General features: G+C 45.9%; 30 protein-coding genes. 15 read left to right on the forward strand and 15 right to left on the reverse strand.

Going from position 1 to position 25029, the window contains the following annotated elements; genetic code table 11:
• Nucleotides 1–217: 217 nt before the first annotated feature.
• Nucleotides 218–1624 (reverse strand): aminotransferase class I/II-fold pyridoxal phosphate-dependent enzyme, encoded by a 1407-nt coding sequence (locus ViNHUV68_RS15130; protein WP_391091328.1) that lies wholly within the window; start codon nucleotides 1622–1624, stop codon nucleotides 218–220.
• Nucleotides 1625–1726: 102 nt separating this feature from the next.
• Between ViNHUV68_RS15130 and ViNHUV68_RS15135 the strand changes: the two genes are divergently transcribed.
• Nucleotides 1727–2632, forward strand: a complete 906-nt coding sequence (locus tag ViNHUV68_RS15135; RefSeq protein ID WP_391091330.1) for an EamA family transporter — start codon at nucleotides 1727–1729, stop codon at nucleotides 2630–2632.
• Nucleotides 2633–2770: 138 nt separating this feature from the next.
• Here ViNHUV68_RS15135 and ViNHUV68_RS15140 read toward each other — a convergent pair whose 3' ends face one another.
• From ViNHUV68_RS15140 to ViNHUV68_RS15165, 6 genes are all read right to left on the reverse strand, one after another.
• Entirely contained in the window at nucleotides 2771–3010 is a 240-nt protein-coding gene (locus ViNHUV68_RS15140; RefSeq protein WP_391091332.1) for a DUF465 domain-containing protein, read from the reverse strand.
• Between the two features lie 124 nt (nucleotides 3011–3134).
• Complete coding sequence (locus ViNHUV68_RS15145; RefSeq protein ID WP_391091334.1) at nucleotides 3135–4088, reverse strand: LysR substrate-binding domain-containing protein; 954 nt, start codon at nucleotides 4086–4088, stop codon at nucleotides 3135–3137.
• A gap of 9 nt (nucleotides 4089–4097) precedes the next feature.
• Nucleotides 4098–4559 carry a YaiI/YqxD family protein gene (locus tag ViNHUV68_RS15150; protein WP_038173571.1) on the reverse strand — a complete coding sequence of 154 codons (462 nt, stop codon included), beginning with the start codon at nucleotides 4557–4559 and terminating at the stop codon, nucleotides 4098–4100.
• 66 nt (nucleotides 4560–4625) lie between these two features.
• Nucleotides 4626–4946, reverse strand: a complete 321-nt coding sequence (locus ViNHUV68_RS15155) for a heavy metal-binding domain-containing protein (protein WP_038173260.1) — start codon at nucleotides 4944–4946, stop codon at nucleotides 4626–4628.
• Nucleotides 4947–4956: 10 nt separating this feature from the next.
• Nucleotides 4957–5241, reverse strand: a complete 285-nt coding sequence (locus tag ViNHUV68_RS15160; RefSeq protein ID WP_391091336.1) for a hypothetical protein — start codon at nucleotides 5239–5241, stop codon at nucleotides 4957–4959.
• The gene (locus ViNHUV68_RS15165) at nucleotides 5223–5843 is read right to left on the reverse strand and encodes a LysE family transporter (RefSeq protein WP_391091338.1); all 621 of its coding nucleotides are present in this window, start codon (nucleotides 5841–5843) and stop codon (nucleotides 5223–5225) included. The genes ViNHUV68_RS15160 and ViNHUV68_RS15165 overlap by 19 nt, the downstream gene beginning before the upstream one ends.
• A 150-nt stretch (nucleotides 5844–5993) precedes the next feature.
• Here ViNHUV68_RS15165 and ViNHUV68_RS15170 point away from each other — a divergent pair, with 150 nt between their 5' ends.
• From ViNHUV68_RS15170 to nhaD, 4 genes are all read left to right on the forward strand, one after another.
• Nucleotides 5994–7502 (forward strand): phospholipase D-like domain-containing protein, encoded by a 1509-nt coding sequence (locus ViNHUV68_RS15170; RefSeq protein WP_391091340.1) that lies wholly within the window; start codon nucleotides 5994–5996, stop codon nucleotides 7500–7502.
• 328 nt (nucleotides 7503–7830) lie between these two features.
• A complete protein-coding gene (locus ViNHUV68_RS15175; RefSeq protein ID WP_391091342.1) occupies nucleotides 7831–9135 on the forward strand; it encodes a cation:dicarboxylate symporter family transporter in 1305 nt (434 codons plus the stop codon).
• Nucleotides 9136–9301: 166 nt separating this feature from the next.
• Nucleotides 9302–10618, forward strand: coding sequence for a hypothetical protein (locus tag ViNHUV68_RS15180; protein ID WP_391091344.1), 1317 nt, complete (start codon nucleotides 9302–9304; stop codon nucleotides 10616–10618).
• Between the two features lie 376 nt (nucleotides 10619–10994).
• Nucleotides 10995–12434: a sodium:proton antiporter NhaD gene (nhaD, locus tag ViNHUV68_RS15185; RefSeq protein WP_391091346.1), complete on the forward strand. Its 1440-nt coding sequence runs from the start codon at nucleotides 10995–10997 to the stop codon at nucleotides 12432–12434.
• A 39-nt stretch (nucleotides 12435–12473) separates the two neighbouring features.
• Here nhaD and ViNHUV68_RS15190 read toward each other — a convergent pair whose 3' ends face one another.
• Genes ViNHUV68_RS15190 through ViNHUV68_RS15200 form a run of 3 tightly spaced genes read right to left on the reverse strand, consistent with a single transcriptional unit; the run spans nucleotide 12474 to nucleotide 14699 of the window.
• Nucleotides 12474–12860: a hypothetical protein gene (locus ViNHUV68_RS15190; RefSeq protein WP_038173267.1), complete on the reverse strand. Its 387-nt coding sequence runs from the start codon at nucleotides 12858–12860 to the stop codon at nucleotides 12474–12476.
• 4 nt (nucleotides 12861–12864) lie between these two features.
• Entirely contained in the window at nucleotides 12865–13338 is a 474-nt protein-coding gene (locus tag ViNHUV68_RS15195; protein ID WP_038173268.1) for a methylated-DNA--[protein]-cysteine S-methyltransferase, read from the reverse strand.
• Nucleotides 13335–14699, reverse strand: coding sequence for an AlkA N-terminal domain-containing protein (locus ViNHUV68_RS15200; protein WP_391091348.1), 1365 nt, complete (start codon nucleotides 14697–14699; stop codon nucleotides 13335–13337). The genes ViNHUV68_RS15195 and ViNHUV68_RS15200 overlap by 4 nt, the downstream gene beginning before the upstream one ends.
• Nucleotides 14700–14849: 150 nt before the next feature.
• Between ViNHUV68_RS15200 and ViNHUV68_RS15205 the strand changes: the two genes are divergently transcribed.
• Both ViNHUV68_RS15205 and ViNHUV68_RS15210 read left to right on the forward strand, forming a co-directional pair.
• A complete protein-coding gene (locus ViNHUV68_RS15205) occupies nucleotides 14850–15053 on the forward strand; it encodes a hypothetical protein (protein WP_391091350.1) in 204 nt (67 codons plus the stop codon).
• 213 nt (nucleotides 15054–15266) lie between these two features.
• Nucleotides 15267–15845: an FMN-dependent NADH-azoreductase gene (locus tag ViNHUV68_RS15210; protein ID WP_038173271.1), complete on the forward strand. Its 579-nt coding sequence runs from the start codon at nucleotides 15267–15269 to the stop codon at nucleotides 15843–15845.
• A gap of 79 nt (nucleotides 15846–15924) precedes the next feature.
• On the opposite strand, the gene ViNHUV68_RS15215 is transcribed toward ViNHUV68_RS15210, so the two are convergent.
• The gene (locus ViNHUV68_RS15215; protein WP_038173272.1) at nucleotides 15925–16818 is read right to left on the reverse strand and encodes a LysR family transcriptional regulator; all 894 of its coding nucleotides are present in this window, start codon (nucleotides 16816–16818) and stop codon (nucleotides 15925–15927) included.
• 195 nt (nucleotides 16819–17013) lie between these two features.
• On the opposite strand from ViNHUV68_RS15215, the gene ViNHUV68_RS15220 reads away from it, so the two are divergent.
• The gene (locus tag ViNHUV68_RS15220; RefSeq protein WP_038173273.1) at nucleotides 17014–17373 is read left to right on the forward strand and encodes a DUF413 domain-containing protein; all 360 of its coding nucleotides are present in this window, start codon (nucleotides 17014–17016) and stop codon (nucleotides 17371–17373) included.
• A gap of 120 nt (nucleotides 17374–17493) precedes the next feature.
• On the opposite strand, the gene ViNHUV68_RS15225 is transcribed toward ViNHUV68_RS15220, so the two are convergent.
• From ViNHUV68_RS15225 to ViNHUV68_RS15240, 4 genes are all read right to left on the reverse strand, one after another.
• Nucleotides 17494–17745 carry a DUF3081 domain-containing protein gene (locus tag ViNHUV68_RS15225; protein WP_038173275.1) on the reverse strand — a complete coding sequence of 84 codons (252 nt, stop codon included), beginning with the start codon at nucleotides 17743–17745 and terminating at the stop codon, nucleotides 17494–17496.
• 83 nt (nucleotides 17746–17828) lie between these two features.
• Complete coding sequence (locus ViNHUV68_RS15230) at nucleotides 17829–19076, reverse strand: tryptophan 7-halogenase (protein WP_391091353.1); 1248 nt, start codon at nucleotides 19074–19076, stop codon at nucleotides 17829–17831.
• Between the two features lie 39 nt (nucleotides 19077–19115).
• Nucleotides 19116–20183 (reverse strand): methyltransferase, encoded by a 1068-nt coding sequence (locus ViNHUV68_RS15235; protein ID WP_391091355.1) that lies wholly within the window; start codon nucleotides 20181–20183, stop codon nucleotides 19116–19118.
• A gap of 26 nt (nucleotides 20184–20209) precedes the next feature.
• A complete protein-coding gene (locus ViNHUV68_RS15240; RefSeq protein WP_038173279.1) occupies nucleotides 20210–20602 on the reverse strand; it encodes a hypothetical protein in 393 nt (130 codons plus the stop codon).
• Between the two features lie 74 nt (nucleotides 20603–20676).
• Between ViNHUV68_RS15240 and ViNHUV68_RS15245 the strand changes: the two genes are divergently transcribed.
• Genes ViNHUV68_RS15245 through ViNHUV68_RS15275 form a run of 7 tightly spaced genes read left to right on the forward strand, consistent with a single transcriptional unit; the run spans nucleotide 20677 to nucleotide 25028 of the window.
• Complete coding sequence (locus ViNHUV68_RS15245) at nucleotides 20677–21408, forward strand: beta-ketoacyl synthase chain length factor (protein WP_391091357.1); 732 nt, start codon at nucleotides 20677–20679, stop codon at nucleotides 21406–21408.
• Entirely contained in the window at nucleotides 21390–22196 is an 807-nt protein-coding gene (locus ViNHUV68_RS15250; RefSeq protein WP_051686485.1) for a 1-acyl-sn-glycerol-3-phosphate acyltransferase, read from the forward strand. Before ViNHUV68_RS15245 ends, ViNHUV68_RS15250 begins: the two co-directional genes overlap by 19 nt.
• On the forward strand, nucleotides 22180–22440 hold the full coding sequence (locus ViNHUV68_RS15255) for a phosphopantetheine-binding protein (RefSeq protein WP_038173281.1): 261 nt from the start codon (nucleotides 22180–22182) through the stop codon (nucleotides 22438–22440). The genes ViNHUV68_RS15250 and ViNHUV68_RS15255 overlap by 17 nt, the downstream gene beginning before the upstream one ends.
• Before the next feature lie 15 nt (nucleotides 22441–22455).
• Nucleotides 22456–22713 carry an acyl carrier protein gene (locus tag ViNHUV68_RS15260; RefSeq protein ID WP_038173283.1) on the forward strand — a complete coding sequence of 86 codons (258 nt, stop codon included), beginning with the start codon at nucleotides 22456–22458 and terminating at the stop codon, nucleotides 22711–22713.
• Nucleotides 22713–23273 (forward strand): hypothetical protein, encoded by a 561-nt coding sequence (locus ViNHUV68_RS15265; protein ID WP_038173286.1) that lies wholly within the window; start codon nucleotides 22713–22715, stop codon nucleotides 23271–23273. The genes ViNHUV68_RS15260 and ViNHUV68_RS15265 overlap by 1 nt, the downstream gene beginning before the upstream one ends.
• A gap of 4 nt (nucleotides 23274–23277) precedes the next feature.
• Nucleotides 23278–24657: an AMP-binding protein gene (locus ViNHUV68_RS15270; protein ID WP_391091360.1), complete on the forward strand. Its 1380-nt coding sequence runs from the start codon at nucleotides 23278–23280 to the stop codon at nucleotides 24655–24657.
• 11 nt (nucleotides 24658–24668) lie between these two features.
• Nucleotides 24669–25028: a 3-hydroxyacyl-ACP dehydratase gene (locus ViNHUV68_RS15275; protein WP_038173574.1), complete on the forward strand. Its 360-nt coding sequence runs from the start codon at nucleotides 24669–24671 to the stop codon at nucleotides 25026–25028.
• Nucleotide 25029: the final 1 nt, after the last annotated feature.

A 25029-nucleotide genomic window follows, 5' to 3' on the forward strand; every position in this document is an offset into this window, starting at 1 on the left:
CATTGTTGTTGTAAATATGTGACAGTTATTAAAAATAGGTTTGATATGTTACAAGCGTGAACTGGGCACAAATAATATGCAATAAGTTTACTTTGTTGGATAAAATTTGTGATATAAAACCAAGCATTAATGATTTTGAGCTATCGTCCATTGGATAACGTGACGCTATTGAAAGCGTTAACTAGATGCAATGAAACACAAATGCTTTGTTTGATTATCAAAGAGTAAACTCAGTGTCGTATTGTGAATGGCACTCAATGAGTTCAATAACCCTATCCAACTCTTGCTTGGCTTGGCCTTCGAGCGGGTAACCAAAGTTGATCCGTAAGCAGTCAGTATAAAGTTCTAGACTACTAAACAGCTCCCCAAGTCTGATATCAATACCTAGCATACTGATGCTTTTAGCAAAGGCTTCACGGTTCAAACACGAAATTTGTAACCAAAGCACCATGCCACCCTGTGGATTACTGATCTTAACCGTATCTGGCAAATGCGTAGTGAGATAATCAATATATTGCTGTTTTAAGCGCAACAGTTGATGGCTTCTGCGCCTAATATGCTTTGCATACTGACCAGAATCAATAAAGTCCGCGACCGCAAGTTGAATTGGCATGGCAACGCCATAGCTTGGCAACGCAAACTGCTTTGTGTAGTTTTCTAAAAATCGCCCTGGTAAACACCACCCCAAACGATAGCTTGGTGAAAGACTTTTTGATACCGAACCGCACCACAGAACATAGCCGTCTTTATCATAATATTTGGCTGGCAATGGTGTGTGGGAAGAGTGAGAAAGCTCTAAATAAACATCATCTTCAATGACGGGTATCCGATATTGATTCGCTAGGTGAGCCAACGTTTGTTTCTGACTCGCAGACATATTGATCCCCTGTGGATTCATATGTGAGGTACAAAAAATCGCCGCGTCGACGCGCTTGGCTTTAAGGTGGTGCTCTAACTGGGCTAAATCGATGCCCTCTTCAAAGGAAGGGATCTCGATGATTTTGCGTGACATTTGACCAAGCAGTTGCAAAGTCCCATTGAAACATGGCGAGCTAATTGCAATCGTATCGCCCGGCTTGGTACAAGACTCTAATGCTACTTTAATCGCCGACATGCACCCTGCTGTAATCACCATATCTTGTGCGCAGAAATGCAGATCTACCTTAGCAAAATGCGCACAGAGCGCTTGCCTTAGCATCGGTTCACCCTGCGCATCAGGATAATGGCTAAGCCGATTGCTCATTCTCTTTATCGCACGACGAAAACTTCGCTCTAATTCAGTAATAGACTGTTCATCGAGCGAAGTACTCGACACCCCAAGCGGGCCGCGGGCCGCGCAATAGGTTGGCGCGCTTAACTTAACGTTAGACACTTGGCTGTCAAACTGGACCCACTGCGGCGTAGTATGAGTTGGTTTTCTCGACGAAACAAAATAACCCGCTTGTGGCCGAGAGTGGATCCAGCCTTGTGACTCTAATTCTTGATAGCAACTAACAACGGTTGACATGCTCACTGCCTGTTGCTGTGCTAACTGGCGCAGTGAAGGCATTCTGCTCCCTTCTTTTCTCTTGCCGCTCTCTATCGCTTGTATAAATTGACTCGCAAGATTTTGATAGATGCTCATTCGTGTCTGTCCATCAAATTGTACTGGTTTTAGTTTCAAAAATTGTATCTGTATCCATTGCATTGCTCAAGAGATAATCAATCGAAACAGAGGAGAACAAAGATGAATAGAAAGGACTTGCTGCTAGCGATTAGTGTCATGGCAATTTGGGGGTTTAACTTTTCGATGATAAAAATGGGTGTGACTCATGTTCACCCGCTGCTGGTGACCGCAGCTCGATTTACCCTTGCGGTATTCCCGGCTATTTTCTTGATTGCTAAACCAAACGTCGCTTGGCGTTACCTAGTAAGCTATGGCGTGGTGTTTGGTGTTGGCGTGTGGGGAATGGCATCGTGGTCAATTTCTGCGGGTTTATCATCTGGCATGGCCTCTGTATTACTTTCGGGCAAAGTACTTATCGGTATGACCGTCGGAATATTACTATTTAAAGAACAAACGTCGATCAGTAAATTAATTGGCGCTGCCACCGCGCTAACCGCATTGGTAATTTTGGTCTCAGCCACTACCGGCAATATCACTGTCAACGGGATAGTATTAATTGTGATCGCCGCCTGCAGTTGGACATTAATGGGGGTGATCGTCAAGAAGTCTAACACCCGTGAGGCATTTGCCTTTAATGTTTGGGGGATGCTGTTTGCACCTGTACCGCTGGTTGTGTTGGCAACCTCTCTACATGGTGAACAGGTAATATGGCAAGCATTTGAACTTTGGGATTGGAATACGACTTTAGCGGTGGTTTTTCAGGCCTATCCAACCACTTTGTTCGGGTACTGGGTGTGGAATATCATGCTGATTAAGTACCCGTTAAGTACAACGGCACCTTTATCATTGCTTGTCCCAGTGTTTGCACTTATCAGCGGCTACCTGATGTATGATGAATCGTTATCCGTTGGTCAGATTATCGCATCAGGCTTGTTTTTAGTCGGGATTGGTTTAATCGTTCAACCCACTCAAACTAGCGCGAAGGGCTTGAGGCGATATAGGCTATTCGCATGGATCAAGGCTTGAAAAACCAAACCTGTGTTGCCAACATAACGGAGCAAAAAACAGCGTTAAGTGACACGAACAAAAAGACGAGATAAGCATCTAGCGAGTGATGGATGCTTATCCATAATATTGGGGCATGATCATAAGCAAAATTAGGTACTACTTGGCAACCAAATAGTGATGAAGCTTGTCTTTCATTTCTGCTCGGTTGTGTTTCATCAACAGCATTTCTTGGTCACTAATGGGCGAGTCACGCATCTCGAGTTTGCGAATGTTTTTGTCGAGATCGTTGTACTCCCTCATCAAACTATCAAAGTCATCATCACTTTTAGCCAGTGTGATGATGGTCTGTTTGTATTCTGGAAACTCTTTTAAAAGTGAGTGGTCTTCACCAAGCATATCGGCACCTTCTTGTTACTGGACATTCCTATTTGGACGTTTTTTAACCATAGCAATGAAAGCAGATTTTGAAAGCGATCTATCGCACTTACTGACATGAAATTTATGCAAGTTTGCAACGAATCTAAGGGGCTCGATAAAAGTGATTGAAACCAGGAATGTTTTGTTCCCAAATCGGCGGAGTGCCTATGTATTGCTGCACGGCCGAGATAAACTCTTTGACCAAAGCGGTCTGTTTGCGGTGCGGATATAAGGCGTAAAGTGCTAAGCCGCGATTGCATAACGTGTGGTTGGTCAGCAGTGGCATTAACTGCATCTCTTCGATTGAGCAACAGAGATTGGAAGAAGAGATGGTGACATAGCCCAAGCCATCTTGTACCGCCGATAAAAGGGTCTGAACATCGTTGACTTTGTACTTTCCGCGCATTTTATACGGTAGTGTGTTGCGCTGGTGCGGTTGCTCACTCAGATGGACAGTATCGACTATCAGCGAACGATTACTATATAACACCGAGGGCAACTTGATTAACTGCTCAGGGGTTTTAGGTTCACCGTACTGCTCAATGAACGCCGTGGAAGCTAAGATCACCGCACGAATATCGGCGACTTTCTTGGCAATCAAGCTAGAGTCATCCAACCTACCCAATCGGAAAGCGACATCAAAATGGTCTGAAATAATATCGGATCGCTTATCGTCAAGCAGCAGTTCTATTTCAACATCAGGATAGCGGCGCATGAACTGACTGATCACAGGTTGTAAATGATTCTGGCCTATATGATAGGGAGCAGTAACCCGGATGCGTCCTTTCGGCTCCGCTTGATAGGAGTCGGCTATCGATTGAACCTGATCCAAGGTTCCGACTAAGCTGTAAGCCTGCTGTAAAATTTCCTCTCCGGCAGGCGTGAGTGAAAACGATCGCGTCGAGCGATTAAGCAGTTGAACCCCTAACTGCGCCTCTAGCTTTTTTATCTGTTTAGATAACGAGGAGTTGTCCATATCATGCAGCGCGGCCGCCTTAGTAAACGAGCCCTGCTGCACCACATCAATAAACAAAGAGAGTTGGTTTACCAATGCCATATCAACGCCCTATTTTTGCGCACGCTGCCAATGCACTAACCACTTATCAAGATGGTTGGCAAATTGCTGACGATCGGCTTGATTGAGTGGTGCAGGGCCACCAGTTTGAATGCCGCTGCTGCGCATGGTGTCCATGAAATCACGGATATTAAGGCGAGATTTGATGTTCTCTTTAGTAAACATTTCTCCACGAGAACTCAATGCGTGGCCACCTTTGGTGATCACTTCATCAGCTAACGGGATGTCGCTTGTGATGACCAAATCGCCCGCCTGACAACGGCGAACAATTTCGTTGTCAGCGACATCAAATCCTGACTCAACTTGCAGCATGGTAATTTTGGCGAACGCTGGAGTACGGATAAATTGGTTAGCAACCAAGGCCACTTCAACCCCAGTACGCTCGGCAGCGCGAAACAAAATATCCCTTACTACAACGGGACACGCATCCGCATCAACCCATATTTTATTCAAACTCACTTCCTCTCTAATTCGCTATATTGCGGTCATTAGACCGCAATTTATCATCGTCGAACAGTGTTATTTGAATTTGACTGCGGTTCCACTGACACTCACCATCATCATGCTACCGCCACTGCCAATCACTTCGTAATCAATATCGATACCCACGATACCGTCAGCCCCTAGATCACGGGCACTCGCTTCCATCTCTTGAAAGGCAATTTCACGTGCACGGCCCATTTCACGCTCGTAAGAACCGGAGCGGCCGCCGACGACATCACGAATGGCGCCAAACATATCTTTAAAAATATTCGCGCCGAGAATCGCCTCACCGACCACGACCCCTAAGTAATCTTGGACCGGTCGCCCTTCAACGACAGAAGTGGTTGTTTTAATCATGGTGAACTCCTTATTTAACTCGCATTAAGCGGTGTTTTACGTGCATCAATTCGAATTCTTTCACTTGCGAGCATCGCATTGCTTCAACTTGAACAAGCATTGCTGGCGAATACCCTTTGCGTTTCATCCACTGAAAAGGTTCGCTGAAACTGTCTTCGTTGACGACAAAGGACTCCCCCTTACCTTCGCCACTAAAGACATTGACCACCCACACTCTGGATTGGAAATCGAGTACTTCGAGTAAGCTGGCTTTCATCTTGTCGAACATCTTGATTACTAACTGGTCAACAGCCATACACCGACCCCCATCATTAACGATCCTGCAATTCGATTCATTAGCCGAACGTTTTGCGATTGCCCTAATAGGCGCTTAAGCCCCTTACCTCCTGTCGCATACAGTGTCATACAGATAAACTCGAACAGTAAAATGATCGACACAAGTACCACCAGTTGAGGCGCTAAATCGCTGCTTTGATCAATAAAAGGCGGCAACAATGAAATCATAAATGCCCACCCTTTAGGATTCGCGATCGCCGTAACAAAACCCTGCACCACTAAATCCCAGTCGCTGTGTGAGACTTCGGTTTGCTCTTCTAGATTGATCGCCAGTTTGCCCCTTGAGCGCCACATTTGTACACCAAGGTAAAATAAGTAACCGCCGCCAATAAACTTAAGGGCGACAAATAGCCATGGATAATTGAGCATCACGGCGGCAATGCCAAGCACAGCAGCCACAGCCACCAAACCGACACCGACCAACTCACCCGCCATCATCCATAGCGCACGGCGATAGCCGATACTCATACCTAAGGTCAGTGCGAGCGTCATACACATGCCGGGAGTAATCGAGACAAAAAAGAAGGTTGGAATAAACATTCCCAGTAAAGCGGTATTCATAACTTGTCTTATTGTGAGTATTTGTCTCTAACATAATCGAATGTTTTGACAAAACCAATCCACTTATTGAGTTGTTTAGTGGTATCACTCGCCAATCATCATATAATCAGATAATTAACTCACGATAAACGCACATTGAGGTTAGCAACATTGGCTCGTTTTATTGTTATTTTGGCCTATGCAGTATGGCTTTCAGGTTGCGCGGCGATCTCGCCAAGCAACCAAGATCAAAAAATCGTCTCTTGGCACGTTGGCTATCAATCGGGTTCCGCACTAGCGAACTATTTTGAACAACTTCCCCATTCAGATGCTAGCTTGACAGGATTCTTACCTCTTGGTCAGGGTGAAGATGCCCTCTTAGCCAGACTGGCATTAATCGAATCCGCGCAAAGCTCGCTCGACCTGCAGTACTATATTTACCGCAGCGATGAAACGAGCCACCTATTAAGTTGGCGTTTATACCAAGCAGCACAACGCGGTGTCCGAGTCCGATTGCTGCTTGATGATATGCAAAAGCGTAACGATCACCATATGGCCGCGCTCAATGCTCACCCAAATGTTGAGATTCGCTTGTTCAATCCTCACCAATATCGTGACGCGCGACTGTTTGCCATGGTCAGTGATTTTGGACGTTTGAATCATCGTATGCACAACAAGTCGTTAACCGCTGATAGCGTTGCCAGTATTGTTGGCGGTAGAAACATTGGTAATGAATATTTTTCTTTTGAGTCGAATGTCGAGTTTGGCGACTTTGATCTATTACTGTATGGCGATGCCGTGCAGCAAACGGCGGATCAGTTCGACCTGTATTGGAACAGTCTTTACGCCGTGCCCATCGAGTGGATTGTCGATGATGGCAAACAACCCGATGATCGATTGATTGCTCAAGCCGTGGCAAAACACCAGCTTGAGCAAAAATTTACTCAAGGCCGTTACGATTTTACTCAACTGCCTCTCTATCAACAGCTCACTCAAGGAGAGATTGAATTATGGTGGGGAAAAGGAGAGATCTGGTATGACTCACCGGACAAGGTCGCGACCCAGAAAAGCCAACTAGTTGATAACCTTGCCGAGTTACTCAAGACGGTTGATCACTCAATTGTGGTTATTTCCCCATATTTTGTCCCCACCGAATCTGGAACCAAGGCGTTGATTGCCGCTGCACAGCGTGGGATTGATGTGACCATAGTGACCAATAGCCTTGCGTCTAACGATGTGTTTGCCGTCCATGGCTGGTATAGCAAATATCGTCAGTCGTTGGTCGAAGGAGGCGTCACTCTGTGGGAGGTAAAATCCTCAGCGGATCTGCAAAGTAAATGGAGTATTACCGGCAGCAGTCACTCAAGCTTGCATGCCAAGGTGGTGCTGGTCGACAATCATGTTCTGGTTGTGGGGTCAATGAATTGGGATCCACGTTCAGGGCAACTCAATACCGAGATGGCCGCTGTGATTGAACAGCCGGAATATGTTGCTCAAACAACCGCCTCACTGACCGCCGCGCTTGAAGAAAATGCGTATAAAATAGTGATCATTGATAATGATGTCGCCTGGCAAGACGTGTCTAACGGTATCACCTACCACTCGGAGCCTGATGCCAGTATGTGGAGAAGAATTGGCGCATGGTTCTCAGGTATATTGCCGATAGAACAACAGCTATAAGCACGATGTTGTTACTTAATAGTGAATAATCAGTGATTATATATGCACTTATTTGTGCCGAACATTATTATGTGCACTTAGTTTCTCATGTAATAAGAAACGTAAAAGTTTTAATAACCAGCATTTGCGATGTTAAAAAATAAAATATTTAGATGTAAAAACCACTAAATATAGTTAATGCAGTGTTAATAACTACAAAAACAGCGTGATGAAAGTCACATCTGAACGCGATCTTGATGAATTTGCTTTTTGATTTTCTACTTCGCCTGCTAACCTCCTGCTCGCCTTGAATTGAACTCAAGGTGCATAACTATAAGGAGTGTTCACTATGAATACCAAGAAACCAAAGTCGCTAACCACCCGTGTCATCATCGGTATGGTTGCAGGTATCTTGACAGGCTTTGCGATTCGCAGCCTATTTGCAGACAACGGATTTGTCGATGCATATATTGTCAATGGATTGTTCGAAGTTGGCGGAAAAGTTTTCGTCGCAAGTTTAAAAATGCTTGTTGTTCCTCTTGTGTTTGTGTCACTGGTTTGTGGTACAAGCTCACTGAAAGATCTCTCAACACTGGGCCGAATGGGCGGTAAAACGCTAGGCTTCTACATTGCAACGACCGCTGTTGCGATTACACTAGCACTGACGATGGGACACGTATTCCAACCGGGTGCTGGCGCAGACCTCACTGCCGCAAGTTCATTCTCATCGGCTAATGCACCGTCACTGGGTCAGGTCATCATCGACATGTTCCCAACTAACCCGATCAGCGCGATGGCTGAAGGAAAAACGTTACAAGTGATTGTGTTCGCCGTTCTGTTTGGTATTGCGATTAGCGCCGCAGGAAAACCTGGCGAGCGCATTGCCTCTTTCTTCTCAGATCTGAACGAAGTGATCATGAAGTTAGTCGCGATTCTGATGCACCTAGCACCTTACGGTGTGTTCTTCTTAATGGCAAAACTGTTTACTGGCCTCGGCTTGGGTGCAATCGTCAATCTGGCAGAATACTTCTTGGTGCTGGCGGGGACACTGGTACTACACGGTTTGGTGACCTACAGCCTAATGCTAAAAGGCTTTACTGGTTTAAGCCCAATCACCTTCTTGAAAAAGATGGAAGATGCAGTGATGTTCGCATTTTCAACCGCCTCTTCTAACGCGACGATTCCGGTTACGATGGAAACGGCGAAGAACCGCATGGGTGTTGAAAACCGTGTTGCTTCGTTCACTGTTCCATTAGGTGCGACAGTCAATATGGACGGTACTGCGATCATGCAAGGTGTCGCAACCGCATTTATCGCACAAGCGTTTAACATTGATTTAACCATGGGCGATTACCTAATGGTGATCATGACTGCAACCCTCGCTTCTATTGGTACAGCAGGCGTTCCAGGTGTGGGTTTGGTCATGCTTGCCATGGTACTCAACCAAGTGGGTCTACCACTGGAAGGTATTGCTCTTATCATGGGTGTTGACCGTCTATTGGATATGATTCGTACCGCAGTCAACATTACTGGCGACAGCGCAGTCACTGTCATTGTTGCCAAGTCGGAAGGTGCCCTAGATGAAGCGCGCTTTAATGATCCGATGGCGGGCGTTAAAGAAGAAGAAGTTCATTTGAAACGTTCTGAAGCCTAAATTTCACTAGCTTAAGCCAAACCCGAGAAAGACTTTCTCGGGTTTGTTGTTTCTACTCAATGGCTTTGCTTATCCACACCGATTTTTCCTTTCAGTCACTACGCAAATGTAACCAACAACGACCATAATTAACAAATTCATCAATAGTAATTATTGGGATTTGATTATGTGGTTCAATCGTAGGTTTAGGTTACTTGTTGTACTGCTAAGCGGTGCGCTTTGGTCAGTGGTGTCTTTAGCCGCTCCAAATTTTGATATTCCTCCTGGCTTATCTGTCGCGGCCGCAGCGCAGCAGAAATATAGCCAAACACTGTTGCAGACCGAAGACGTTGTCGGCCATGGCCTAGCTGTTGATAACAGTGGTCAAGGGATCATTGTGGTGTTTAGCACTTCACCGACGACAAAAGGTATGCCGCAATCTTTAGATGGTGTTACCGTCAAAGCGGTGTATAGCGGCGCGTTTTATGCGTTTGCCCCACCCACTTGTGGTGGCCCGCCAGAACAACGCCCTGCCGAGTGCTTTGCTGAACCAGAACCGAGCATTGACCCTAGTGCAAGGTTTCCACGTCCCGTCCCTATCGGAGTGTCAACTGGACATCCAGCAATTACCGCTGGCACCATAGGTGCGAGAGTCACCGATGGCACCTATGTGTATGCACTGAGTAACAATCACGTGTTTGCCAACTCCAACGACACCACTGTGCCTGAGAACATTCTACAGCCCGGCCCTTATGATGGTGGGGTTGAAAATGGCGATACCTACGCCACACTCGTCGACTATGAACCCATTTTGTTTGATGGCTCGGCCAATATTATGGACGCCGCTTTAGCACTGAGCGATGCCGGTTCACTCTCAACGTCAACGCCTTCTGATGGTTATGGAACGCCTTCTCAAAGCGTTGTTTCCGCATCACCTGACTTAGCGGTTAAAAAGTATGGTCGCACGACTGGCTTTACCCAAGGTAGCGTCAATGCGATCAATGCCACCGTCAACGTCTGCTATGAGGGCACGATCAGCTGCACGAAACTCGCGACTTTTGTTGGCCAAGTGGTGATCACCCCAGGGACATTTAGTGCTGGCGGCGACTCTGGCTCACTCATCGTCACTCAAAATGGCAACAATCCGGTCGCGCTATTATTCGCAGGTTCATCGAATTACACCATTGGTTCTCCGATTGGGCCAGTATTGTCACGCTTTGCGGTGAGCATTGATGCACAAGCGGCACCACCACCGCCAAGTAATGAATTCGCGCTCACGACCTCGGGTTATAAAGTAAAAGGCTTGCACAATATTGATTTGTCATGGATAGGGAGCGAGGCCAGTGCATTTGATGTCAAGATCGATGGGGTTGAGATTGCAACGGGCATCAGCGGAAATAACTACACCGATAGTACCAATAACAAGGGGGCTGGCAGTTACACCTATCAAGTATGTGAAGCCAGCAGCAGCCTGTGTAGCAACACATCAACCGTTAACTTCTAATATACATTTTACGCCCAGCTTTCCGTTGGGCTCTCTCGTTTTATGACGCTATCAAAATTGGCCAAACTACAAGCAAAAAGGCAAGATCAATGGCTACGTTTAGAGGGAGTGGCGGGGGGGTGCCATCACCCGCCATCATTCTCAACTTTGTTTAACGGTTTACACCAGTGGTGAAGCGCCTGATTGGCGTAAAAATCCCCTCGCACGGTCAAAGCTATCGCCGTGAATATTGTTGCCAACTGCACATTTAACGCACTCCGCCATTAATTAATTGCCTGAATTTCAAACAGATCCAACCTAACTCACACATAACATACGGTTTCAGCTCTAAAATAGTCACAGCATAATAACAATTCACTTTCAAAGGAGTGAAAGTATGAAACTGCAGTGGCCCCTTTTTGTTGCCCTTTTACTATTATTGCCATTTTCAACTCTCGCGGCGTCCTCTACTAGCCAAGTCTTGCCTCTGACGCAATCAACCACAGGTTATGCGGCGTTAATCATCTTTGCTATCGCTTATAGCTTAGTGATGCTCGAAGAGTACTTACAACTGAAAAAATCCAAACCAGTGCTACTGGCCGCAGGTTTAATCTGGGCAATGATTGGTTATGTTTATTCACAACATGACCAAATTGAAATCGCCCAAATTGCGCTCGAGCATAACTTGCTCGAATACGCAGAGTTACTGCTGTTTTTACTGGTGGCAATGACTTATATCAACGCGATGGAAGAGCGACGTTTGTTTGATGCATTGCAAGCGTGGATGGTTGGCAAAGGTTTTAACTTCAAAAGCTTATTTTGGCTAACAGGCATCTTAGCCTTCTTTATTTCCCCGATTGCCGACAACCTTACGACGGCCCTATTAATGTGCGCCGTAGTGATGAAAGTAGCGGGGGATAATACGAAGTTTATCAATCTTGCTTGTATTAATATTGTCATTGCAGCCAATGCAGGAGGCGCCTTCAGTCCCTTTGGTGACATTACCACGCTAATGGTATGGCAAGCGGGTCACGTCTCTTTTTCCGAGTTTATGCCGTTATTTATACCATCGGTATTCAACTATTTAGTTCCTGCAATGATCATGTCGTTGTTTATCCCCAACACCAAACCTGACGTTGTCCACCAGCATGTCGAGCTCAAACGCGGTGCCAGACGTATTGTCGGCTTGTTCATTCTTACCATTGCCACTGCGGTCGCTTTCCACGCAGTGGTGCATTTCCCTCCGGTCATGGGGATGATGATGGGCTTGGCTTACTTACAGTTCTTCGGTTATTTTTTGCGTAAAACACTTAAAACGTCATTACACAAAAAAGCCGCTAAAGCGATTGAGAACCGAGATGACTTCGCTCTAAAACGCTTGGGTTCAGTCGTGCCATTTGATGTATTTAGACGAGTCTCTCATGCCGAGTGGGATACGTTGCTGTTTTTCTACGGCGTCGTCATGTGCGTCGGCGGATTAAGCTTGCTTGGCTACCTCGGGCTTATTTCTGAGGTGATGTATACACAGTGGGATCCCATCTGGGCCAATGTGATGGTCGGGATCTTGTCTGCGATTGTCGACAACATCCCGGTGATGTTTGCGGTGTTAACCATGGATCCCTCAATGGATATGGGTAACTGGCTACTAGTGACTTTAACCGCAGGTGTCGGGGGAAGTTTGCTGTCTATTGGCTCTGCTGCGGGTGTTGCTTTAATGGGGGCGGCGCACGGAAAATATACCTTCTTTGGTCACTTAAAATGGACGCCAGTGATCGCTATCGGGTACGCAGTCAGCATTGCCGTGCATCTGATGTTGAACGGCGCTCTATTTACTTAAACAAAAACGATAACTTAAAAACTGATGACTTAGAAAAAGCTATGGCGAAGGCGTGAAATCGCGCTTTTGCCAAGTGCTGGCAAGCTGATATTTGGCGCACACACTGCAAGTCAGTAGTTCATTATCGCCATGAATACGCATCACGATATCTTCACGTTTCTCTTTAGAACTGTTGCGCATTTGGATAGTTAAAAAGTTGTCATTCACCTCAAAAGGCTTACTGATATCAAGCCCTTGTGCTTTGATGATGGTAACCTGAGCATTGCTAAACTCTAGACGATCGTCATTGTAGAGATTGTCATAGACGCCGACAAAAGAATACGTCTCACGGTTAAACAGGCGCTTGGTTTCTTCTTCTGAGCAGCCACTAACAGCGATCACAACACTGCAAAAAGCTATCATTGCGATCAAACGCGGTTTTACCATTCGATTACTCCGTTTTTTCAAGAGCGAGTAACTGCGCTTTTCGCTCTACGCCTCCAGCGTATCCGGTTAATTTACCGTTTTTACCAATCACTCGGTGGCAAGGGACGATGATTGAAACAGGATTTTTACCATTGGCTAACCCTACCGCTCGCACCGCTTTAGGGTTACCAATCGCATCAGCAATATCTTGGTAACTCCAAGTTTGACCATAAGGAATCGTGGTTAACGCTTGCCAAACTTGTTGCTGGAAAGGCGTTCCTACAGCCGCTATCGATAGAGTAAAGTGCCGACGTTGTCCTGTAAAGTACTCTTGCAGCTGTTTAATTGCCTGATTAAGAATAGGATGATCCTCACTGTACTCTCCTAAGCAATCAGGTTGTGTCGTCTGAGTTTCAAACCAAACCCCTAACAGTCCTTGAGCATTGGCTTGAAGGGTCACTTTACCCAGTGGCGATGTATAATACGTGTAATAGGTCATGCGTGACTCCAGCAATGAAATGTTGCGTAGCTGCCCCAAGGTGCGACAGATAACGAAGAAAGATGGGAAAACTGTTGCAGCGTTTTTTTCACGACTAAATCGCTCTCTAAGAAACAGTTTGGCTCACTCACCCCGCGTAATTTTGCGTAATTAACTGTCCACGGGCCGATTCCCTTCAGCGCCAGCCAATCGCTCGGATCCGCATCAGGTTGTGTGACAACGAAATCGGCAAAACGGGCTAAGGTCTGCTTGCGACTCTGAGGCATTCGCAAAAAGGATAAATCACTATTCGCCACTTCAAGCGGTGTAGGAAAATGGCTGACGTGATCAGGTTGTAATGTTTCGACTAATAAGTTGAGTTGACCAATTGCCGCTTTGATTGACACTTGCTGTCCTAGGATCGCGCGTACTCCCGCTTCCCACGTATTCCAAACACCGGGAATACGAATACCAGATCGCTTAACCAGACTCGGCTCCAGACTGCGCAAATGTTGTTCTATCACCGCAACATCTGTGTCTAAATCGAACATGCGCCGCAGCCGATTAACTAACTCTCTAAGCTGGGAGATATCATCGAGCTGAAATTCCACCCGCATTATGCCCGGCTTAGCGTGACCAATAGAAAACCAAGCTTGTTGACCGTTGAGCTCTACATAGCGCTGGTAGTGCGTTTCACTGACTGTTTCTAGCCCGCGAATAGCCCGCTGACGATAAAAATCCAGCATATGTTGCCAGTCAAGTGCCCCACGGTATGCTAAATCGACAAAGTTGGTTTGGACATCATCAGGCGTGTTTTTACGCACCTGCGATGGAGAAAGCTTCATCACTTTCTTAAACGCATCATTAAAGCGGCGTAGACTGTTAAAACCGCTCGCCAATGCAATATCCGTGATCGACAGCTGGCTATTGTGGAGCAACTGTTTGGCAAACATCAATTGATAGTAAAGCGCGTATTGCTTGGGTGACATCCCTAAATAATGGGCAAACAGTTTGCGTAGATAGCGATCCGAAATACCTAAACGCAAGCAAAGCTGCTCAAGAGTACTGGTCTGTAATTCCCCTTGCTCAATCATACGTACTGCGCGTTGGAACGTCACTTCAACACCTTTCCACGCCCACGAGTTTGGCGCGCTATCAGGGCGACAACGCAAGCAAGGTCGATAACCCGCTTGAAGAGCTTGTGCTTTGTCATAGAAATACTCTACGTTTTGTTCTTTTGGCAAGTTAGCCGGACAAATCGGTCGACAAAAAATACCGGTGGTCTTGACCGCGACATAAAATCGACCATCAAAACGACTATCACGTGCCATTCGCGCAGTATGGCAATCTTTTTGCGACAATTTAGCAAATCCGTGGCTCATGCTTTTTCCAATACTCTTCAAGGTGTTATTTGAAGTCTAATTTCTCTGATGTTAATTACTAGCCATTTTCGGAACTAAATCGTAGTTGCCAAGTGTGATGCTTGTTCTAAAGTTAGCAATGCAGATTAAAAAATAATAAGGAAGTTGGCTATGAACCTGCACTCTTGCACTATTGTGCTTAAAGATGATCTCACTATGACGTGTAATAATGTCGAACAAACGCTAAGCATTATTGATCAACATGGTTCGGCAAATATCGACAGAATCTTAATTGATGCCTTCGACGGCTCATCAGTCCGGTCTTATCACCAGTTGTCCATTGAGGAGTCGATAGAAAGTTTAATGAACCTCTAACGCTAACGCCAACGAAGCAGCCCTACTTGGGTTGCTTCGTATTGCCGTACCCGCCAATACTGATGCTTATTCGAAGCAAATCAGTACTCATTCGAAAAACTTGAACATTACGCTCGAAATCTGCCGATTCTCACCGACGCTGCTGTCCATTATAGTGTTTGCAACATAAACGAATAGGTTTGCATACAGCAAACCAATCAGTGAGGCAGCATTATGAAGAACACTCTTGTCCTAAAATCAAGCATCCTTGGCCCACATTCTCAGTCAACACTGTTGATTGATCAGGTGCTAGAAGGAAAAAACGGCATTATTGAACGCGACCTAGCGGAGAACTCGCTGCCTGTGTTGGATATGGACGTTGCGACCGCATTGCGTGGTGGCGAAAACCTCAGCGACGAGCAAAAAGCAATTCTAGCCCTGTCTGATCAGCTGATTGATGAACTTAAAGCGGTCGATCAAGTGGTGATTGGCGCGCCAATGTATAACTTTATGGTTCCAACTCAGTTGAAAAACTGGTTCGATATGATTGCCCGTGCTGGCGTGACCTTCACTTACACCGAAAATGGCCCAGTCGGTCTGATTGAGAATAAGAAAGTGATCGTGGTCACTACCCGTGGTGGTCTACACAAAGATTCGCCGCGCAACTCCATCGAGAGCTACCTAACCACAATGCTGGGCTTTATCGGCCTAACGGATGTTGAATTTGTTTACGCTGAAGCGCTAAACATGGGTGATGAGCCAGCTCAAGCCGCTCGTGAAGAAGCCGCCAAACAACTCAAAGACTTGGTTTAAGACCCAAGACGAACAAGCCTCACTGCAGTGAGGCTTGTTGTATTGTTTCATTCAAAATAGGCAAATTAGGTAAGGGTGATTACTCTTCACTGACTGAATCAGCCATTTGCTGAAAACTGTACCCGCTGACAGGATCGATCGTTTTCGCCATCTCTTCTACTTGTCTAATTGCCTCAATCGATGTACTGGCTTTACGATAGCTCAAGTAGATTGGGCGACACCACGCTGGCACTTCACTCACTTCGTATAACTGACCACTGACGATAAATGGTTCAACTAACGGCGTAGGTAAGTAAGCACTCCCTCCTTTTTCAAGGATGAAATCCAAAGCAATACGTGCATTTGAAGTACGCAGGTAAGGCGCTGGAACCTTAGCGTGACGCTCTGCATGCTCTGAGGCAAATTTGGTTCCCCAGTCAACATAGACATACCTGCCTGTAAATACCGATTCTAAGCAGTCCGGCTTGGTCGAAACCAAAGTTAACACCACATCGGCGACCTTTTTACAGTGCAATTCGTCGGCTTTGATTTGATCAAACGCAAATGCCATATCTAAGGTGCGCTCTTGCAAATTACGCGTCAACGCCTCTCGGCCCATAATTTCAGCGATAAAACCATAGCCATCGAACTCATCGGTGACTAAAGACAAACAGTTTTGCAGATACGCATCCCACACATTAGGGGTTCCACCGAGTGTCAGTTGCAATCCTTTACCATTTTCAAGAGAAAGCTCCATTTTGGCCTGCTGAAGAGTGCTCACCATCACTTCGGCGTAACTGATCAAGCGCTCTCCTGATGAGGTCAACTTGATGTTATTGCGATCGCGAATAAACAGTTGAGTATCGAAGTAGCTCTCAAGCTGCTTGATGCGCGCGCTGACGGCCGCCTGAGTGATATATAGGTTCTCGGCTGCTTTGCCAAAATGTCTGACCTGAGCCAGTTCTAGAAAGGTTCTAAAGACTTTTACGTCCATGGCTTTTCCTCTGCCAGTAGGCTTTCGAAAGATAGCAAATTGAGTAATTTTTTTAATCTTAAATTCACCAAAGTGTTATATAAAATCAATAAATTTATTCAATAGTGAAGATAGAAATTTTTTGTTTTTCTTTTGGTTAATTTACGCCTAACTTTCGATCTAGATTAACCACGTAGGCATACAGAGGCTACCGAAATGTCAGACACCCAATTCCGTCATGGCAAAAAACGTTTTTACGACAACACTAAATTTCCGCGCGGTTTCGCCAAATCAGGTGATTTTACGCTTGGAGAGGAAGAAATACTAACCCTTTATGGCGATACCATGCTCGGCTTAGAGTCTGGAGAGTTGACCCCTGAAAACGCGGAAGAAAAACATTTCGTAAAAGCGTTATCTAACCCGGGTAAAGCCAAGTCTAAGCTTGAGCGAGTGTGGCTTAAATATACCCAACTCGCACGTGGACGAAAACGATTCCACACTCTGAACGGTCGTAGTAAACCAGACGCCCTTGGCGAAGATTACTCAGAAGATGAGAATTTAGTAGAAGAAGTTTAAGCAAAAAGCCCCAAGCACCTAAGTGGTTGGGGCTTTTTCTCATTTGGGTTACTTGGCTTCAGAGTTACTTGTTTTCATCAAAATTAATTGTTTTCAGCACATTACTTGCTTTGATCAAAGCTACTTGGCCAACGTCGCGACCTTTTTCAAAAAGCTCTCTTTTTGATGCTCTTGGTCGTAGTCAAGATGGTAAGTATTGTGAAAACCGACTTTTAACTCAACGCCGTTACCACGCATATAAACGTTATAGCCATCATAATCGGCAAAGGCTTCGATTCCTTGATAGATTCTTCCTAGATCTGTCGGGGTTCCATTCGACATCACGGTTTCGTAAGCTTGCAGAATTTTACCTGGGTCAAGTTGGTTTTTCATGCGTCACCTTCCTTCGTTCTCTAGAAAAGTATGAGCAAAAAAAACCGATCTCGCCAATATAACCCCTTAAGTTAAACCAAACGTTAGCGACTGAGATCCTCGCGCACAAACTCAGCCAGTGTCGCTAATCTCTGCTCGCTATTTTTAACGTATGGATTATTGGTATCCCACGCGTAGCCAGCAAGAATTGACGAAATCATCTGTTTTATTTTCGGGTTAGGCGTTTGATAAAAGATCACATCCTGTAAGCGGCCGTTATACCAACCTTCCACATAAGTTCTAAAGGTGTTTACTCCCACCATCAAGGGCTGCGCATACTCCTTATCCCAATCGACGGACTCCCCCTTAAGCTGACGTACCACGCATTCGGCCGCATATTGAGCCGATTTCATTGCAATCGTCACCCCAGATGAGAAGACTGGGTCTAAAAATTCGCCCGCATTACCAAGCAGCGCATAATGCTGGGTAGCTAAATGTTTAACGTTTGCAGAGTAGCCACCAAGCTCCCCAGCCGGATTTGGGTACTGGGCATGAGCAAGTAGCTTGGCTAAGCCCGGCTCTTCATTGGCGAGCTGTTTAAGTGCGGTAATTTTGTCGTCTGGATAGCGCTCAAAGAATTCGGGCTCACCCACCACACCGAAGGAACAGACGCCGTTAGAAAACGGAATTAACCAATACCAAACATCATGATTATCTGGATGAACCGAGATCAGGATCTTATTGCGGTCATACTCGATATCCTGCGCAGAAATGTTATCGACAATGTGGGTAAAAATCGCTTTGCGTGGTGGCAGGCAAGACGGCTCCTCAAGATTCAACATTCGTGGAAGAACACGTCCAAAGCCACTCGCATCGAGCACGTAATCGGCCTCAATTTGATACGTCTCCCCTTGCTCATCACACACCGTCAGCACAGAGCGATCGCCAACAAACTCAAGCGACTTCAATTCATGCTGATAGCGAATTTCAACCCCTTGCTCGGCGGCACTATCGGCTAAGGCTTTATCAAACTGACCGCGCTGTACCTGAAACGTTGTTCCCGGACCTGCGGTAAATTTGTCGTTAAAATTGAATTGGGTATAAACCCCATTGCGACGAAACGCCGCACCATCTTTATATTGGAAACCGCAATGGTTGATGGCGTCGAGCATGCCTGCTTGCTCGATCACTTCCATGCAAGCTGGCAATAAACTTTCACCGATCGAAAAGCGCGGAAATTGCGACTTTTCAATCACTATGACATCAATATTCTGTGCATGAATCAGGGCAGAAACGGTTGAGCCAGAAGGGCCTGCACCAACCACAACAACTTGGGTAACTTGTTTATTCATTTTATTATTTCTTTGTTTGCTCACCGCATCAAGGTCGGCTTATTGTGATATTAACTTTAATAAAGTATGGCCAAGACCGATGTTATCTGTGCGTGTTTCAACCACCAAGCCAGCTTCGGCAACGATCTCTAGGAAGTCTTCGCTGCGATAGAATCGGCTGTTGCCGTTGGCCAAGCAGGTAAAGTAAAGCGAGGTAGCGTTCAGACTATACGAAGCGGCAGGGTATTTCTGCGCGTCCCAAAACAGTTCTAGGATATAAACCACGTCCCCTTGGCGCAATTGCGTTTTGACACGTTTGAGAATGCTGAGGATTTCCATTGGTGAAAAACAGTCAAGAAACTGGCTCATCCACCACACATCGGCCTGTTGTGGGAGCGCTTGAGATTTATCAAGCATATTCGCAGGGAATGGATGCACACGCTGCGCAAAACCTTGCTCGGCCGCATTTTTCATCGCCATTTCAAGCTGTTGCGGTAAATCAACAATAGTGACATTAACGTCGCTGTCATGACCACAACATTGCACTGCCCATTTACCAGTATTGCCGCCAATATCCACTAAGGTTTTTGGTTGGTTTTTAAACACTTCTTTTAATAAGACGGGAAACGAACGGTCAGAGTAGAAATGATCAAATTCAAACCAACTCTGCTTCGCTTGAGCGGGAAGCTGAGAGAGACCTTGATAGATGGTTTCCCAGTTGCCAAGCTCCTTCAAACCAGCCGGTTTTCCCTCGACGATGGCCTCAGTCAAATGCATCATCGCGGCGTAGCAAACATCCGCAGTGAAATCCATATTGGCTTTGGTCATGCCATCGTGAAGAAGAAAAAAGCCAAGGTTGGCTAACACATAATTAGGCTTGCGCCACAAAACAATATCAGCGCTGATCGCCATGTCGAGCAGCACCTTTACCCCATATTCAGAGACACCCGTTTGCTGGGCAATTTCAGCGGCACTTAATCCCTGCTCACCGAACTTGTCGAGCGCTGATAAAATACCGAGGTCGCGCAGAGTGCGCGCAGTATGAAACACGATCGGCGCAAACGAGAGCTTTTGTGCTTCTGTTTTTGCTTCTAACGCATTAAATGGATCTGTATTTTCTTGAACCACGAAAAACCTAACTATTATCTATTCAATTACTGCCCAGAGGCGGTTAAGGCCAACTGACGCTTAATATCAACATTGAGGTTATTTACCCAACGGTTGTAATTGCGATGAATTTTGCCATCAGATGATTTTAGATTTACTGAGTTGAGATAAAGAATCGAGTAATATTTGTCATTAAATGGAATTTTCACTTCTGCATAGTGCGAGCGAACTTGAAGTTTGGCCAACAACTCACCAGGATTGACTTCAGTAACAATCCACCCACGTTTGGTCGCAGCCTGCATAATTGCCATCTTTACTTGTTTACTTTGAAGATTATAAGTAACTGGAGTATCCTCAACGTTCATTACAGGCTGAACACGCCCACAACCAACGAGTAATAAAGCTAAGATTAATGAGCTAAGTAACTTTAATGGTGACATATTTATATTTCCTAAGAGGGGAGTATTTAAATCTGTAATAGTATTTCGCTGTAATCACAACAATTCAATTAGCTATGTCAAATTCAGATATCAAACTTTCATTCAACATCGACGCATGGCTTGCGCATTCTACCGGACTATCACTGTCTCATGAGTGGGAAACGTGGGCAAATAGTTTGCAGTGGCCTAGCGAAGGTAAGTGCGATGCTAGCGCCATTCCCGCCATGATGCGTCGCCGCATGAGCCAACTCAGCAAACTTGCGGTGCAAACCACGATTGAGTTGTTAAATCAGTACCCTGTTGATTACCTAGTTTTTGCCAGTCGACATGGTGAGCTACAACGCAGCGTTGCCTTGGTCAACGATATATTACGTGGTGAAGATGCCTCACCAATGGCATTTTCTCAATCGGTACACAATACCGCAGCAGGGCTTGCCACAATCGCGACCAAAAAAGCCATTCCGTTGACCTCGATTGCCGCCGCTGAAAACACCTTTCAAAGTGCGATTCTCGAGGCTTGGCTCTACTTAAACAGCTACCCACAAAGTAAAGTACTAGTCATTGATTTTGATGAACCTTTACCAGACGACTATCAACAATTTGAACAACAAGATTACCAAGGCTACGGGCTAGGTTTGCTGCTCTCACACGGTGAACAATTTACCTTAACCCAGCACGCAAGCCACGAATTTGACCCAACGGCCCTGCCTCAAGGGTTAGCGTTTCTTCGTCACTACTTGCTCAACCAGTCACAATTTCAGATTCGGGCACCACAACACACTTGGACATGGCAGCAACAACTATGATCAATCGATATTGGCGTGTGTTGGCTACTGGATTCTGTTTTAGCGTCTTTGGACTCGGCGGATTATTTCTTAGTTTCATCGTGGTACCAGCCATCAAAGTGGTGACACGCAATCAAACGCAAAGAGAGTATCGCGTTCAAGGGGCAATTCAGCGCTCATTTGATCTGTTTTGCCGACTGATGAAGTTCACCGGCGCAATCGATTATAAAATCATCGGTGCCGATTTGTTAAAGCAAGACCGCAACTGTCTGATCGTGGCCAATCACCCTAGCCTTATCGATTACGTTCTTATCGCTTCGCAGCTTGAACGCTGTGACTGTTTGGTCAAGTCAGCAATTTGGGCCAACCCGTTTATGAAACATATTGTTAAAGCGGCTGGTTACATTCCTAACGAAGCACCGGATGACCTGTTATCGCTGTGTGAACACCGCTTTGAACAAGGCAATGTGCTGCTGGTCTTTCCTGAAGGTACCCGCACCACTCCTGGCGTGACGCCAAAATTGCAGCGGGGCTCAGCACAAATCGCCGTGCGTACTCGCCGCGATTTACGCCTCATTCATATCAGCGTTTCTCCGAGTTTTCTCACAAAAGAGAAAAAGTGGTATCAAGTCCCGACGATTAAGCCTTTTTTCCTTGTTGAAGTTAAGGATAAAGTTGAGGTGGAGCCATTTATAGAGCAAACTACGTCTCCAACAATTGCGGCTCGCCGTTTACAACAGCATCTGGCTAAGACATTGTTTCCAGAAAATACAGAACTAAAAGTAGGCCCAAGTGGAAAAACTACATAACGAAATCAAGCAACTTATTATTGACGCCCTCAATCTCGAAGATTTAACCATTGACGATATTGAAACGGATGCACCGCTATTTGGTGATGGTCTAGGATTGGACTCTATTGATGCACTAGAGCTAGGTTTGGCGATCAAAAAGAAATATAACATTGTCATTGATGCCGATGATTCAAATACTCGTCAGCACTTTGCTTCGGTTAGTAATCTGGCCAACTATATTTCTGCACAAACTGGGGAATAATCCGTAGGTACTTTCATGACAGATGTAAATAAAGAGCAAGTATTTGAGCAAGTTAAAGACGCGCTTGAAGAATTATTTGAAATTGACGCTGCAGACATTGTACCTGAGGCGCACCTTTATCAAGACCTTGACCTCGACAGTATTGATGCGGTGGACTTAGTCGTTCACCTACAAAATGCGACGGGCAAAAAAATTAAGCCTGCCGAATTTAGCGCAGTGCGAACCGTTGACGACGTCGTTAACGCGGTTACCGAGCTTCTCAAGGAAGCCTAATGCGCCAATTGCTGACAGTTTTGTCTGCAGTGGTGCTGCTTGCCTATCCGTTCGCCGTTTACTTCGGTATCGAACAATATGGCCTTTCCATGGTGGGGATACTACTCATCGCCGCCTTGGGAGTCCGCCTATTCTCTGTGCAACGTTCCCAACTTAAAGAACTTAAGTATGTTGCTCGGATAAGTGCGATCACTGGCATCTCACTGGTGGCTTTAGGCATGGCTTTCAAACAGTACGGCTGGCTGACCTTTTACCCCGTGGTGGTCAACCTCGCCATGCTGATTGTCTTTGCGTCAAGCTTCAAGCAGTCGCAAACCATCATTGAACGATTAGCAAGATTGCAACAGCCCGACCTACCTGCAAGCGGCGTCGCCTACACGCGAAAAGTGACCGCTGTGTGGTGTCTATTTTTCGTTTTCAATGGCCTGTTTGCCCTGTACACCTGCTTTCACTCGCTCGAGTTGTGGACGTTGTATAATGGCCTAATCAGCTACCTGTTGGCTGGTGCTCTGTTTGCGATTGAGTGGATTGTGCGCCAGTTTATTCGTAAGGACCAATAACCCGATGATGGATTCCTTTTCTTGCCTTGCAAGCTTAATGCAAGCACCACGTGATTCATCATCGATTGTCGCGTTCGATCATCACAGCCAAATTGCATGGCCACAATTCCAACAACACGTCGCCAGTCAGGCACAATTCCTGCAATTACAGTCAGGGCAACGAGTCGCGCTCTGTTTTGGCAACAGCTACTTATTTGCTGTACATTTTTTTGCCAGCTGTTATGCAGGAAAAGTGATTGTTTTGCCCGGAAACTATCAACCTGAAGCCGTGCGGGAACTTAGCGCTCATTATGATGTGTTGTTGCACGATAATGTCATTGCTCCTGCCGATCAAATCAACCGCGTGCTGATCAATCAAGACTCGCTGGCCCAATGCAAGTTAAGTGGCGAATTTGCATGGACGGCATTATCCACCGAGGCGATTGAACTCACTCTCTTTACCTCTGGTTCAAGTGGTAAAGCCAAAGCCATTAGCAAGAGCTTACAACAGCTCAACAGTGAGATTTGCCTTCTAGAGTCCTTGTGGGGAGAGAAGATGGCCGGGTCACGAATCGAGAGTACCGTCTCTCATCAACATATTTATGGCTTACTGTTTCGCTTGTTATGGCCTCTGTGTGCAGGTCGCCCTTTTGCGATTCACAATTTAGAGTTTCCTGAGCAAGTGACACATCGTGCACACCAAGATTGCGTGCTGATCAGTAGTCCTGCGCTATTAAAACGCTTATCCGAAGAGCACAACAGTGCACCTCTTCGTTGCCTGTTTTCCTCTGGAGGTCCACTAAGCACTAACGCTGCGCAACATAGTCAGACACTGTTTGGCCACTTGCCAATTGAGGTGTTCGGTAGCACGGAAACTGGCGGTATTGCCTATCGTCAACAGCAGACTGCGGCTACACCGTGGCGCTTATTTCCTAATATTGAAGCTGACCTTAACCGTGAACAATGCTTACGTTTGCGCGCCGAACATATTGATGGCAACAATTGGTATCAAACTGCCGATGCTTGTCACTTCCATGATACAGTCCACTTTGATCTGAAAGGCCGTACTGATCGCATCATTAAAATTGAAGAGAAGCGCGTCTCTCTGGTTGAAGTGGAAAAACGCCTTGAACAGTTAGAGTGGATTGAAGAAAGCGCGGTGGTCGCCATGATGGATGGCAACCGACTGTCACTTTGCGCCGTCATCGTTGTGACCACTTTAGGTGAAGCACAACTGGCTGAGCTAGGCAAAGGGAAATTTTGGCTCGCACTGCGTCAGGCGCTACGCGGCTGGTTAGAACCCATTGCTATTCCACGTAAATATCGCATTGTCGATGAAATACCACTCAACAGCCAAGGCAAACGCCTGGTGGCTGAAATAGAACAACATTTCCAAGCAGAATAATGAATAACGACATGGAAAAAAGAAAACCCACGCTGCTTAAGGCGCAAACCGTTAAAGATCAGGCAACACTCAGCTTTAAAGTGGATGCGGATATTCTCGATTTTCGCGGCCACTTTACGCACTTTCCGTTGTTGCCAGGTGTGACCCAAATCGATTGGGCGCTGCATTACGCAATTCGCTACTTAAACACGCCTAAAAAGTTCAAAGGTATGGAAGTGATTAAGTTTCAAGAACCTATCTTGCCAAATGCCGAAGTCACTCTCGACCTCAATTGGGATAGCGACAAACAGAAACTGACGTTCAAATATAGCTCACAACAAGCGCAGCGGTTAGTCACCCACTCATCGGGCAAAATGAAATTAGGTGGTTAAC

This window comes from Vibrio sp. NH-UV-68 (assembly GCF_042940635.1).
GTDB lineage: Bacteria > Pseudomonadota > Gammaproteobacteria > Enterobacterales > Vibrionaceae > Vibrio > Vibrio pacinii.

Coding starts and splice junctions, on each gene's coding strand:
- ViNHUV68_RS15240 (WP_038173279.1), bottom strand. CDS start 20,602: ATGTCACCATTAAAGTTACTTAGCTCATTAATCTTAGCTTTATTACTC.
- ViNHUV68_RS15275 (WP_038173574.1), top strand. CDS start 24,669: ATGGAAAAAAGAAAACCCACGCTGCTTAAGGCGCAAACCGTTAAAGAT.
- ViNHUV68_RS15265 (WP_038173286.1), top strand. CDS start 22,713: ATGCGCCAATTGCTGACAGTTTTGTCTGCAGTGGTGCTGCTTGCCTAT.
- ViNHUV68_RS15245 (WP_391091357.1), top strand. CDS start 20,677: ATGTCAAATTCAGATATCAAACTTTCATTCAACATCGACGCATGGCTT.
- ViNHUV68_RS15140 (WP_391091332.1), bottom strand. CDS start 3,010: ATGCTTGGTGAAGACCACTCACTTTTAAAAGAGTTTCCAGAATACAAA.
- ViNHUV68_RS15160 (WP_391091336.1), bottom strand. CDS start 5,241: ATGGCTGTTGACCAGTTAGTAATCAAGATGTTCGACAAGATGAAAGCC.
- ViNHUV68_RS15155 (WP_038173260.1), bottom strand. CDS start 4,946: ATGATTAAAACAACCACTTCTGTCGTTGAAGGGCGACCGGTCCAAGAT.
- ViNHUV68_RS15250 (WP_051686485.1), top strand. CDS start 21,390: ATGGCAGCAACAACTATGATCAATCGATATTGGCGTGTGTTGGCTACT.
- ViNHUV68_RS15145 (WP_391091334.1), bottom strand. CDS start 4,088: ATGGCATTGGTAAACCAACTCTCTTTGTTTATTGATGTGGTGCAGCAG.
- ViNHUV68_RS15260 (WP_038173283.1), top strand. CDS start 22,456: ATGACAGATGTAAATAAAGAGCAAGTATTTGAGCAAGTTAAAGACGCG.
- ViNHUV68_RS15175 (WP_391091342.1), top strand. CDS start 7,831: ATGAATACCAAGAAACCAAAGTCGCTAACCACCCGTGTCATCATCGGT.
- ViNHUV68_RS15230 (WP_391091353.1), bottom strand. CDS start 19,076: ATGAATAAACAAGTTACCCAAGTTGTTGTGGTTGGTGCAGGCCCTTCT.
- ViNHUV68_RS15200 (WP_391091348.1), bottom strand. CDS start 14,699: ATGAGCCACGGATTTGCTAAATTGTCGCAAAAAGATTGCCATACTGCG.
- ViNHUV68_RS15205 (WP_391091350.1), top strand. CDS start 14,850: ATGAACCTGCACTCTTGCACTATTGTGCTTAAAGATGATCTCACTATG.
- ViNHUV68_RS15130 (WP_391091328.1), bottom strand. CDS start 1,624: ATGAGCATCTATCAAAATCTTGCGAGTCAATTTATACAAGCGATAGAG.
- ViNHUV68_RS15270 (WP_391091360.1), top strand. CDS start 23,278: ATGATGGATTCCTTTTCTTGCCTTGCAAGCTTAATGCAAGCACCACGT.
- ViNHUV68_RS15180 (WP_391091344.1), top strand. CDS start 9,302: ATGTGGTTCAATCGTAGGTTTAGGTTACTTGTTGTACTGCTAAGCGGT.
- nhaD (WP_391091346.1), top strand. CDS start 10,995: ATGAAACTGCAGTGGCCCCTTTTTGTTGCCCTTTTACTATTATTGCCA.
- ViNHUV68_RS15210 (WP_038173271.1), top strand. CDS start 15,267: ATGAAGAACACTCTTGTCCTAAAATCAAGCATCCTTGGCCCACATTCT.
- ViNHUV68_RS15190 (WP_038173267.1), bottom strand. CDS start 12,860: ATGGTAAAACCGCGTTTGATCGCAATGATAGCTTTTTGCAGTGTTGTG.
- ViNHUV68_RS15220 (WP_038173273.1), top strand. CDS start 17,014: ATGTCAGACACCCAATTCCGTCATGGCAAAAAACGTTTTTACGACAAC.
- ViNHUV68_RS15215 (WP_038173272.1), bottom strand. CDS start 16,818: ATGGACGTAAAAGTCTTTAGAACCTTTCTAGAACTGGCTCAGGTCAGA.
- ViNHUV68_RS15135 (WP_391091330.1), top strand. CDS start 1,727: ATGAATAGAAAGGACTTGCTGCTAGCGATTAGTGTCATGGCAATTTGG.
- ViNHUV68_RS15195 (WP_038173268.1), bottom strand. CDS start 13,338: ATGACCTATTACACGTATTATACATCGCCACTGGGTAAAGTGACCCTT.
- ViNHUV68_RS15165 (WP_391091338.1), bottom strand. CDS start 5,843: ATGAATACCGCTTTACTGGGAATGTTTATTCCAACCTTCTTTTTTGTC.
- ViNHUV68_RS15225 (WP_038173275.1), bottom strand. CDS start 17,745: ATGAAAAACCAACTTGACCCAGGTAAAATTCTGCAAGCTTACGAAACC.